The organism is Corynebacterium sp. MSK012 (genome assembly GCF_030232435.1).
GTDB lineage: Bacteria > Actinomycetota > Actinomycetes > Mycobacteriales > Mycobacteriaceae > Corynebacterium > Corynebacterium jeikeium_D.
Genome location: NZ_JASPJU010000019.1, coordinates 1 through 10,159, shown reverse-complemented (window position 1 = coordinate 10,159; position 10,159 = coordinate 1). Strand labels below are relative to the sequence as shown.

The 10,159-nt window shown below is 57.7% G+C and carries 11 protein-coding genes and 2 riboswitches; of the genes, 3 read left to right on the top strand and 8 right to left on the bottom strand.

Annotated elements, in window-relative coordinates:
• Nucleotides 1-274: 274 nt before the first annotated feature.
• Nucleotides 275-1,537, bottom strand: coding sequence for a UDP-N-acetylglucosamine 1-carboxyvinyltransferase (gene murA / locus QP977_RS10880; protein ID WP_239272592.1), 1,263 nt, complete (start codon nt 1,535-1,537; stop codon nt 275-277).
• Nucleotides 1,538-1,584: 47 nt separating this feature from the next.
• Here murA and QP977_RS10875 point away from each other — a divergent pair, with 47 nt between their 5' ends.
• The gene (locus QP977_RS10875) at nt 1,585-2,184 is read left to right on the top strand and encodes a cob(I)yrinic acid a,c-diamide adenosyltransferase (RefSeq protein WP_048733794.1); all 600 of its coding nucleotides are present in this window, start codon (nt 1,585-1,587) and stop codon (nt 2,182-2,184) included.
• A 71-nt stretch (nt 2,185-2,255) separates the two neighbouring features.
• Here QP977_RS10875 and ramA read toward each other — a convergent pair whose 3' ends face one another.
• The 5 genes from ramA to QP977_RS10850 all read right to left on the bottom strand — a co-directional run bounded on the left by ramA (nt 2,256) and on the right by QP977_RS10850 (nt 6,779).
• Entirely contained in the window at nt 2,256-3,092 is an 837-nt protein-coding gene (gene ramA, locus QP977_RS10870) for an acetate metabolism transcriptional regulator RamA (RefSeq protein WP_005511953.1), read from the bottom strand.
• Nucleotides 3,093-3,553: 461 nt separating this feature from the next.
• Nucleotides 3,554-3,824: riboswitch (cobalamin riboswitch) on the top strand.
• Nucleotides 3,825-4,019: 195 nt separating this feature from the next.
• Complete coding sequence (locus QP977_RS10865; protein WP_049190261.1) at nt 4,020-4,844, bottom strand: energy-coupling factor ABC transporter ATP-binding protein; 825 nt, start codon at nt 4,842-4,844, stop codon at nt 4,020-4,022.
• A gap of 2 nt (nt 4,845-4,846) precedes the next feature.
• Nucleotides 4,847-5,584, bottom strand: a complete 738-nt coding sequence (gene cbiQ, locus QP977_RS10860) for a cobalt ECF transporter T component CbiQ (protein WP_070549912.1) — start codon at nt 5,582-5,584, stop codon at nt 4,847-4,849.
• Nucleotides 5,581-5,958 carry an energy-coupling factor ABC transporter substrate-binding protein gene (locus QP977_RS10855; RefSeq protein ID WP_049173058.1) on the bottom strand — a complete coding sequence of 126 codons (378 nt, stop codon included), beginning with the start codon at nt 5,956-5,958 and terminating at the stop codon, nt 5,581-5,583. The genes cbiQ and QP977_RS10855 overlap by 4 nt, the downstream gene beginning before the upstream one ends.
• A gap of 38 nt (nt 5,959-5,996) precedes the next feature.
• Nucleotides 5,997-6,779, bottom strand: a complete 783-nt coding sequence (locus tag QP977_RS10850) for an energy-coupling factor ABC transporter permease (RefSeq protein ID WP_049190264.1) — start codon at nt 6,777-6,779, stop codon at nt 5,997-5,999.
• A gap of 67 nt (nt 6,780-6,846) precedes the next feature.
• Nucleotides 6,847-7,115: riboswitch (cobalamin riboswitch) on the bottom strand.
• A 303-nt stretch (nt 7,116-7,418) separates the two neighbouring features.
• On the opposite strand from QP977_RS10850, the gene cysK reads away from it, so the two are divergent.
• On the top strand, nt 7,419-8,351 hold the full coding sequence (cysK, locus tag QP977_RS10845; RefSeq protein ID WP_049173059.1) for a cysteine synthase A: 933 nt from the start codon (nt 7,419-7,421) through the stop codon (nt 8,349-8,351).
• A gap of 115 nt (nt 8,352-8,466) precedes the next feature.
• Nucleotides 8,467-9,060, top strand: a complete 594-nt coding sequence (epsC, locus tag QP977_RS10840) for a serine O-acetyltransferase EpsC (protein WP_005511963.1) — start codon at nt 8,467-8,469, stop codon at nt 9,058-9,060.
• Nucleotides 9,061-9,130: 70 nt separating this feature from the next.
• Here epsC and QP977_RS10835 read toward each other — a convergent pair whose 3' ends face one another.
• A complete protein-coding gene (locus tag QP977_RS10835) occupies nt 9,131-9,412 on the bottom strand; it encodes a GNAT family N-acetyltransferase (protein ID WP_049173078.1) in 282 nt (93 codons plus the stop codon).
• A 107-nt stretch (nt 9,413-9,519) separates the two neighbouring features.
• Nucleotides 9,520-9,975, bottom strand: coding sequence for a hypothetical protein (locus QP977_RS10830; protein WP_048733759.1), 456 nt, complete (start codon nt 9,973-9,975; stop codon nt 9,520-9,522).
• Between the last annotated feature and the right edge of the window lie 184 nt (nt 9,976-10,159).

Genomic DNA, 10,159 nt, shown 5'->3' with positions numbered 1-10,159 from the left:
CAGCGGCTAACCGCACGAAAACATTTCCCCCACATCAGCCAACCAAACACATAAACTGCCTGGCCACGCTGACCTCCAGATACATTACACACACCCCACCAAAGACACAAAACCCCAGGTAAAATAGCGAAAACCACCACAAGCCACCACTGGAGAATCACTCCCTACGGTTCTGAAGCATCCAGAACCGAAGACTTGCGATGGTTTTCCGCACCGCGCGTTTAACTAGCACCGTGCGCTTAGCCGTTAGCCATTGACCAGAGGCCAACAATCACTAGCTAACCCGTTCAACCGATGCGCCAAGAGAATTGAGTGTCTCTACGAAGCCCGGGTAGCCACGGTCGATGTGATAGACATCGTGCACCTCAGTGACGTCACCTTCTTCAGTACACAGCCCAGCAAGCACTAGTCCCGCTCCGGCGCGAATGTCCGAAGACCACACAGGTGCGGAACTCAGCGTTTCCTTTCCGCGAATCATCACGTGGTGGCCATCGATAGTCGCGTCCGTGCCGAGGCGAATCATCTCGTCGACAAACCGGAAGCGCGACTCAAAAACGTTCTCGGTAAGCACTGACGTCCCTTCGGACACCGCGGACAGAGCAATGGCCATGGGCTGCATGTCCGTCGGAAAGCCTGGGTATGGCAGCGTTTGATAGTTCACACCCTGCGGACGCCTGTCCATACGCACGCGGAAGCCCTGCGGGTAGGTCTCGACCTGAGCGCCTGCGTTCTTCAGTTTTTCCAGAGGAAGGTGCAGGTACTTAGGGTTAATGCCAACGACCGTAATATCGCCGCCGGTCATCGCTGCAGCATAAGCCCAGGTCCCTGCGATAATTCGGTCGCCGACAACCTTGTGCTCAGTCGGGTGCAGCTTCTCTACGCCCTCAACCGTGATGGTGTTAGATCCCGCACCCGAAATCTTGGCGCCCATCTCCACGAGCATCTCGCACAGGTCGACAATTTCGGGCTCACGGGCGGCGTTATCCAGCACAGTCGTACCTTCCGCTAGTACGGCCGCGGTCAGAATATTCTCGGTCGCGCCGACGGACGGGAAGTCCAGCTTGATGTTCGCCCCCTTGAGTCGCCCCGCCTCAGCCACCACGCAACCGTGGTGAATATAGGTGCGTGCTCCCAATTTCTCCAGGCCAGCCTGATGCATGTCCAGCGGGCGGGAACCAATAGCGTCACCACCGGGCAGTGCGACAATCGCGTTACGGGTACGCGCCGTCAGCGGCCCGAGCACACAGACCGAAGCGCGGAACTGGCGCACGGCATCGAAATCGGCGTGATGCGAGAGTTCTTCGGGCACCGTGATTTCAATCCGGTCGCCCTCGCGCGTCACGGAGCAGCCGAGCCCTTCGAGGACCTTTTGCATCAATGGCACGTCGTCAATTTCAGGGCAGTTCGTCAGTACTGTCGTGCCCTCGGCGAGAAGCGCCGCACCCATCAGTTTCAGAACCGAGTTCTTCGCCCCGGAAATCTGAACCTGACCATTTAGCGTCGCTCCGCCTTTAACCAGAAATCGCTCATTTCCCACTCCCCCAGCCAACCACATTTCGCAATATCGCGCTTAGGCTTGAAGCTATGAGCGTTCATCTAACTCGCATTTACACTCGCACCGGCGACGACGGCACCACTGGATTATCCGATTTCAGCCGCGTTCCCAAGGATGATTCTCGCCTTATCGCCTACGCCACGTGCGAGGAGGCCAACGCCGCACTCGGCCAGGCGCTCAGTTTCGGCACGCTTGACGACGAAATCTCGGCTGTCATTCGCTACGTGCAGAATGACCTCTTTGATGCCGGAGCCGACCTGGCAACACCTATTGAAGAAAACCCGAAGTACCCGCCGTTGCGTATCGAGCCGGATTACATCGAGCGACTCGAGCACTGGTGCGACCAGTTCAATGAACAACTGCCGAAACTGGATTCCTTCATCCTCCCGGGAGGCACACCAGCCGCGGCACTGCTGCACACAGCTCGGGTGATTACTCGCCGGGCCGAGCGTGCGGCATGGGCTGCCTGCCGCGAGTTTCCCGAAACCACCTCAGTCCTACCGGCGAAGTATCTCAATCGCCTGTCTGACCTGTTGTTTATTCTTTCGAGAGTGGCCAATGACGGCAACGACGTTAAGTGGATCCCCGGTGGTGAGCGCGAAACCGAGCGGCAAGCAGGGGGTAAGTAGCGGGTCAAGTAGCAGAACTGACTACCCCAATACCCGCGGGTTTGGGCGCAAAGGAACCGTCGTCAAGCGGTTTACGGCAGTGCGCCGATGCGACGGGCCGCGTTGACGGCCTCGTAGCGAGTGTGGGCGCCCAGCTTGCGCATCACGGAGCGGAGGTAGGACTTAACCGTCTCGGCACCGATACCCATCTCCTCTGCGGCCTCGACGTTGGTGTGACCGAGGGCGACACAGGCGAGAACATCGAGCTCACGAGCCGACAGCTTGGTGGTCTGCTTGACGCGAACCGGGGTGACCATCTGGTCACAGAGCACCTCGAGTTCCTGGCGCAGCTTCTCGTCATCCACACGGTTAGCGAGCATGCGCAGCTTGGAGTGCGTGGAACGAACCTGCTCCCACTCAGCGCCATTCATGATGCGGCCGCCCTTACCGTTGCCAGAACGATCCATGTTGCGGCAGGCATCGACGACAGCGAGGTCCTGCTCCAGGCAACGGGCGGTCATTGTGACCTCTTCAAGAACCTTGTCCCCCAGGCGCACCGAGGAGTGCACGCCACCGTAGAGCACGCCACGGACAAGACGCGAAACGATCACCGGCACGGCGACCAGCGAGTGCAGGCCTTCGTCACGAATCTTGTCGTCATACTCATGGGTAATAACCTTGGCGCGCAGGTAGTCACTGACACCCACCGGGCGGCGCGTGGCCAACACGCGACCACCGACACCCGCACCCGATTCCACAGTCAGATTCTGCAGGGCCGGAGTACGCAGGCCAACCCAGTTGTTGATCTGCATCTTAGAGTTATCGGTGACTTCCGCATACATTGTGACCGGAATACCAGTCGCATTCTTTAGGGCGACCAAGGACGACTTAATAACCTCATTGTCGTCCAGAATGCGGTGGGGATCCATCTCGCGTCCTCCTGCGTAACGGGCAAATTGCTTCACTGGCACCCACAGAGGCACCATCAGCCTGTGACTTCGCGCCGACTTACACTCCTACGAAATGGCCAACTACCGCTCAGCGGCCACTGACCCTTTCGGGGGCTGTAAACCGTACAAAGTAGATAGTACCCTCCGAACGGGTACACCTGCATTAAGGCATCCGTCACACAATCTTAGGAAACAACTAGGTTTCTCTACAAGTACGTAAAGAAAATACCAGGATAAATCCTGTCATTAGCCCCGCCTCGGCCGAATAAATACAAGGCAGGGGGTAGCTATTTTTCCGCTAACAAACTGCGTGAATGTTAATAACAGAGGGTAATGAACGGCGTTTTACCCCCAATGCGGACATTTTCGAAAAAGACCTTCGCTTATTTTGCATCGTGCGCTATTGTCATACATGCAACAGGTTTTGTTGAGTTCCACTTTCAATGCTACGTCCTCCACGTGGTTGTCCGAAGGTGGTGCACAGCAAACGCAAGAGGGAATCCGGTGCAATTCCGGAACTGTCCCGCAGCGGTAATCTGGAACAAAATTCGCCAACGGCACTGAGGTTATTTCAACCTTGGGAAGCGGCGAAAAGTAGGAAAATTGATAATAAGGATCTGCACGTAAGCATTGAAGCTTGCGGCAGTCGTCATCCCCTTATTGTCGGTCACGCCAGAAAGTCCGAATACCTGCCTGATGCGCCGAGGGCACTGCAAAGTGTCACGGCCACGGAGATCGCCCGCGGACAGGTGTGACGTGAAATGGAAGCGAAGAAATGCGACAGCTTCGCCTATATTTCTAGGCCTATTTTCATAGGCATTACGCCCTGCCCGCGGGCGTTTTTCTCATTTTTAGCGCGGTTTAGCTGCACATATCGATGAGCTATTCACCAACCAAGCCACTCGCCTAAACATCCTCTGGATGGCACACATCTCGCCCAATCGCCTTGGAGACCACGGGCGCCCAGGGCAAAGCCAGTCGAGCATGTTCGACCAACCGTCGATCGGCCAAAATTTCTTCCTTGGCGCCGACGCGCAGTTTGCCGTCGGCAAGCACCGCTGCCCTATCGGCGAAATTCCACGCGAAGTCGATGTCGTGCGTGGCGACGACGACGGCAGTGCTCTGATCGCGCAATTGATTGAGCGTGTGTGCAAGCTTTCGGGTCGCCTGCGGATCGAGGCCGGCGGAGGGCTCGTCGAGAAGCAGCACACGCGGATGCATCGCCAGCGCACCAGCGAGAGCGACGCGCTTGCGCTGACCATAGGAAAGCTGGTGCGGAACGCGTTCGGCGAGATCGGTGATCTCGGCGGTACCTAGAGCCTGCCGGACGCGCCGTTCGACTTCCTCGTTCTTAAGCCCCAGGTTGACGGGACCGAACGAGACGTCTGCAAACACGCTAGCCGCGAAGATTTGCTCATCCGGATCCTGCGTGACCATCTGCACTGAGCGACGGACCGCATTGCGGCCGTGCCGGGAGTACGTGTAGACGGTGCCGTCAAGGCGGACCTCACCACTATTGGGCTTAGACGCTCCCGCGAGCATACGCAACAGCGTGGACTTGCCCGAACCGTTTGCCCCCAACAGCGCTAGGCGCTCGCCACCCGAAATTGCCAGATCCACGCCTTTCAGAACGTGGGTTTCGTCGTAAGCGTATGTAACTGCAGCCGCTTCGACAATGACACCGTTGGCACCATGTACGTGATCAGCGCGATTTTTCCTGCTGCTCGACATCCCTATACACCCCATTTCAGCAGCGCCCAGGCCGCAATCAACGACAAAAGTAATGCACTGGATATCACGATGAACTTCGGCTGCCTGGGCCGCGAAATCACCAGTACTTTCATTGCGCTCGGATCGGCGCGCAGCTCGATTCCCTCTTGCATCTTGCGCGCGCGGGTAAAGGCAATGACAAAGAGGCTGGCGGACTGTGCCGCTACATCTCGGATCATCGCCCGGCGCGTGGAGTGTCCCAAGCGTCGTGCTTGCGCTTCCGTCATCGAGTGTGCGGAGTGAATCAGCACGCCGGTCATCCGGTAAATCACCTCGGCGAGGTACGTCAAGTATCGCGGCAAGCCGTGCTTGTCGAGCCAGGCAATGAGCTCCGAAATCGGAGTGGTCAGCGCAAAGACCATCGTGCAGCTGATACCCGCAAACGAACGCATCACAACCTGCGCCATTCGCTGCGGGCCATCCGGCGACCACGCGAGACCGTCGGGAGTAAGCGCTACCAAAAGCGGAAACGCGCCGACGAGCACAAAAGCCGCCGGTGCCAGCACCATTGCCACATACAGCTTGCGGGGCACTCGGGCTATGTACGCAATAGACCAAGCAATGACCGCAATGACAGGCGCAAAGGGAATTGGCGGTAGCGCAACCGCCAGAATCAGCAGCCCACCGAGCAGCAGAATCTTTTCACCCACGTTGCGGCGTGCCCAAGCGCTGCGCGCCGCTGCAGCTTCTAGCGCATTCACTGCTCTTTCTCGCGCTTGTCCGAACGCGCAGCAGCCTTCCCTCGGTAGAAGCCAATAACGTAGAACAGGACGCCAGCACCGATAACGGCCTGGAGCGCGAACAGACCCGACTCGACCTCACCCGGCAGCTCGCCGACGAGTGGCTCGAACCACGGCTCGTAGTTCGGGTCGATTTCCTGAATTGTCTCCGTAGCGGTGGCATCAGTGCCGGCGAACGGCTCCTCGGCGTCGTCGTCCCCGTAGTTGAAGAACAGCGGGAACATGGCAATTACGACTACCAGGACAATGAGACCAACGCTGACCCACACGGAGTTCTTCTTCGGCTGGCTAGCTGCCTGTGCGTCGACAATCTGCGCGTTGTTTTTTGCATTCATAATCGTGCTCTCTTTCGCTTCTTTTCGCTTGACGACGGCTACTGCTTCTGGCCAGATACGGATGCAGCTGCCGCATTCTGCGAAGTGACAGATCCTGCAACAGCGTCAGCCGTGGCTTCTGCAGCTTTCGCCTCCAGCGCCGGTGCTGGCGCATCACCGAAGCGGGACAGGAAGCCGAGATCGAGGAGCTCAGAATGTGCCACGGCCAGCAGGGTGCGCATGAGAATGACGGTGACCAGAGCCTCGATGATTGCCAGCGGAATCTGCGTGATAGCGAACAGGCCGAGGAATGTAGCCAGAGCGCCGCCGACACCGCCCGGGTTTGCCGGGTGTGCAAGAGCGAGCTGCACGGAGGTCACAACATAGGTGGAGAGGTCAGCGAAGAACGCTGCCATAAACACACCTGGTAGTAGGCCTCCGCCGAGCTTTCGAGTCAATACGTAGAAGGCGTAGCCAACCCACGGGCCGACGATTGCCATGGAGAAGATGTTCGCACCGAGCGTCGTAATGCCGCCGTGAGCGAGCAAGATTGCTTGGAAGAGCAACACGATGGAGCCAAGCAGCGCCATCACCGGAGGTTTGAAGATTACAGCACCAAAACCTGTACCTGTCGGGTGCGAAGTGGAACCCGTCACAGATGGAATCTTGATTGCGGAGAGCACGAAGGTAAACGCACCAGCAGCACCGAGCAGCATGCCGCTACCGGGATGTTCTTTCATAGTGCGCTTGACTTGAATTGCGCCGTGAATGACAAAGGGAGCGGCAGCTACACCCCACCCAATGCAATGAGTGACTGGGAGAAATCCCTCAGCAATATGCATGATGTAAATCATCTTTCTACGGCGCTATTCACCTCGACAGCACCGCTCGACCGCCAATCCGCGGACGCGAATTGGATGATTTACAGTCGGTCTCCTGGCTGATGGGCTGAGGAAAGCTTCACACTTCTATTAATGCCTCGCCTCCTTCCCCAAAGGTTTGAGTCCCTCTGAGTGGCTTCGACGAAGCACCGCAATCGCTGAGTCCATTGTCTGCGTTTTTCGGTTATCACATATAACCGCTGTGCAGATAAGGGCCACAATCGCACCCAATCACAGTGGCGAGGGCCGCTGCCTATTCACAAGGCATTCCCGTGCACTGTAAATCACGTCTCAGAATAGTGGATTCTAAGAAACTTTAATGCTCTTTACCCTCACAATGGAGGTAAGGACGAGCGAGGCAATGAGACAGCGTTAACGTGGCAATAGCAGGGGCATTGCGAAAATAGCGGTGCGACTGCGACGGCGCCGGCCGCGGCGACTATGACGGTGGCGGCACCGGAACTGACAGCTTCCACTTCCCTACGCAAGCCATAAAATAGACGAACTGGTCTGTACTAATTGCAGGATCAGGCGTACACTACGGCTACACGCGAAAACTCATTAGGAAGTCCTCTGTGATTTCCGGAATGGATAAGATTAATGACTATTTATAACGATGTCACTGAACTGATCGGCAACACCCCGCTGGTTAAGCTCAACCGTGTTACCGAGGGCCTGCCGGGCAACGTGATTGCCAAGCTGGAGTTTTACAACCCTGCCAACTCGGTCAAGGACCGCATCGGCAACGCAATTATCGATGCCGCCGAGCGCTCTGGCGAGCTCAAGCCGGGCGGAACCATCGTCGAGGGTACCTCGGGCAACACCGGTATCGCGCTGGCAATGGTCGGCGCAGCCCGCGGTTACAAGGTCATTCTCACTATGCCGGACACCATGAGCCAGGAGCGCCGCGTCGTTCTGCGCGCATTTGGCGCTGAGCTTGTACTCACCCCGGGCGCGGATGGCATGCGCGGCGCTGTCGATAAGGCCAACGAAATCGTGGCTAACACCGACAATGCAATCCTGGCTTCCCAGTTCGCCAACCCGGCCAACCCGGCTATCCACGAGGCAACCACTGGTGAAGAAATCTGGGAAGCTACCGACGGCAAGGTTGATTACTTCGTGGCTGGTGTCGGCACCGGCGGCACCATTACCGGTGCTGGTCGCACGCTGAAGAAGCACAACTCGGACATCAAGCTGGTTGCCGTTGAGCCGAAGGCCTCCCCGCTGCTGACCGAGGGCACCGCCGGCCCGCACAAGATTCAGGGTCTGGGCGCAAACTTCGTCCCAGAGGTTCTCGATCAGGAGCTTCTCGACGAGATCATTGCGGTTACCAACGAGGACGCTATTGAGGTCTCCCGCAAGGTCGCTGCAGCCGAGGGCATCCTCGGCGGCATTTCTGCCGGTGCAAACATCAAGGCTGCTCTCGAGATTGCAGCCCGCCCGGAGTCCGAGGGCAAGAACATCGTCGTGATTGTTCCTGACTTCGGCGAGCGCTACGTCTCCTCCATCCTGTACGAGGATCTGCGCGACTAAAGCCGAGCACTATAAGCGCCCGTAACCTTCTCTGCAGAGCCCGCTAGCTGGCACTTTCCGTCGGCAAGCGGGTTTTTGCATTGCCCACACCTCCGACCAGATAGAATTGACGCCCATGAGTGACTTTTTCCGAATCCTCAAAGAGGATCTGGACAATGCCCGTGCGCATGACCCAGCTGCGCGCAGTGATGTAGAAAATGCCATTGTCTACTCCGGCCTACACGCAATCTGGATTCACCGATTCTCGCACCGCCTCTGGAAACGAGGCGGGATTTTCAAGGGCATTGCACGAGTACTCGCACAGTTTTCCCGTTGGCTGACTGGTATTGAGATTCACCCGGGCGCTCAAATTGGCCGAAGGTTCTTCATCGACCACGGTATGGGCATCGTCATTGGCGAAACCGCAGAAATCGGTGACGGCTGCATGCTCTACCACGGCGTGACGCTTGGCGGCCGCTCACTGGAGAAGGTAAAACGCCACCCCACCCTGGAGGACAACGTCACCGTCGGAGCAGGTGCGAAAGTCCTTGGCCCCATCACAATTGGTGCAGGCTCATCAATCGGCGCCAACTCCGTGGTCACCCACAGCTGCCCACCCGATTCCATCGTGATAGGAATTCCGGGCCGCGTACGCCCTGCCAAGCCCGAAGAGCACAAGCCGTTGTGCGATCCGGCGGTGTACGTCCAGGGTGACGGAGACTTCATCTAGCCCCGCCCTAAAACTAGCTCTACATACAAAAGCCGACCGGCTGCTTTGTGCGTTCTTCGCCCTTCAGCGACTAGTCAGCCAGTAGATCCTGGTAGTCCGGGTTTTTCTCCACGAAGTTGGCAACAGCGGAGCAGCTGGTGCGAATCTTTCGGTTGTTCTTCCGAACATCATCCAGCGCGCCTGCGATAAGCGGCTTGGACAGGCCTTGTCCACGGAATTTGCCATCTACAACCGTGTGGTCAAAGTCCAGGGCACCTTCCACCGGGGTGTAAGCGGCAAAGCCGGCCTCTTCTCCCTCTACGGTGAGAACGTAGCGCTGACCGGCCTCATCATGCGAAATAGTGTGTGCCATTTTCGGAATCACTTCCCTCTCATGGTTGTGAAGCGTCGTCATTGCAAACGACTCTTAGGATGTAACCCAGATAACAGCTCTCGCTTCGGATTAATTCCGAATTCTGGTTAATTCTGCACTAGCGGGGGTTCGCCCGGGTGCTCGTCGGCACGCCCGACAGCGACACGGCACGGGACATCGCCCTTCGCGACCTTGGTCGCAGCCTCCCCCTCTGCCCACCCTGGGCTGACGGCCTCAGCGAGCGGGCCTGCCAGGTCCGCCATTTCGCAGTGAGACAGCCCCGGAGCCACCACACTGATGCGGTAACGCTTCCGATCCCCCGGATCCATGCCCGGGTTGGCCTCCGCCCACAAATCAGCGAGAGAGGAAGTGCGCCCCACATCGGGCATGACATCCTCGTAGACGTTGACTTCCTGATCCGGAATCAGTTCCGCGAGCACCCCACGAACCTTCTCAGCAGCCGATTGACTGCCCTCAGCATCCGTGTAGACGAAGATGCGCACGACCCACGGCAGCGTCTTATCGTCGGACAGCGTTCCTGCTGAGGCGAATTCCTTACTCATGCACAACATCCTATCCGCTAGGGTGTGTACGCGGTTTAATTTCCCCCACTTTAAGGTTTTCGCACGGCTCGATGCACTGTGCTTTACGACGATCCCCGCGACAAACAGGGTTAAGTAGCAAAAAGTGTGTCTGACTTTCAGCATTACTGCTGATTAGGCTGGGTAAATCGGGCGGATATAAGCA

Bases quoted from the DNA above. Each gene is read 5' to 3' on its own strand.
- QP977_RS10875 (WP_048733794.1), top strand. From the start codon at position 1,585: ATGAGCGTTCATCTAACTCGCATTTACACTCGCACCGGCGACGACGGC.
- ramA (WP_005511953.1), bottom strand. From the start codon at position 3,092: ATGGATCCCCACCGCATTCTGGACGACAATGAGGTTATTAAGTCGTCC.
- QP977_RS10865 (WP_049190261.1), bottom strand. From the start codon at position 4,844: ATGTCGAGCAGCAGGAAAAATCGCGCTGATCACGTACATGGTGCCAAC.
- QP977_RS10855 (WP_049173058.1), bottom strand. From the start codon at position 5,958: ATGAATGCAAAAAACAACGCGCAGATTGTCGACGCACAGGCAGCTAGC.
- QP977_RS10850 (WP_049190264.1), bottom strand. From the start codon at position 6,779: ATGCATATTGCTGAGGGATTTCTCCCAGTCACTCATTGCATTGGGTGG.
- cysK (WP_049173059.1), top strand. From the start codon at position 7,419: ATGACTATTTATAACGATGTCACTGAACTGATCGGCAACACCCCGCTG.
- epsC (WP_005511963.1), top strand. From the start codon at position 8,467: ATGAGTGACTTTTTCCGAATCCTCAAAGAGGATCTGGACAATGCCCGT.
- QP977_RS10835 (WP_049173078.1), bottom strand. From the start codon at position 9,412: ATGGCACACACTATTTCGCATGATGAGGCCGGTCAGCGCTACGTTCTC.
- QP977_RS10830 (WP_048733759.1), bottom strand. From the start codon at position 9,975: ATGAGTAAGGAATTCGCCTCAGCAGGAACGCTGTCCGACGATAAGACG.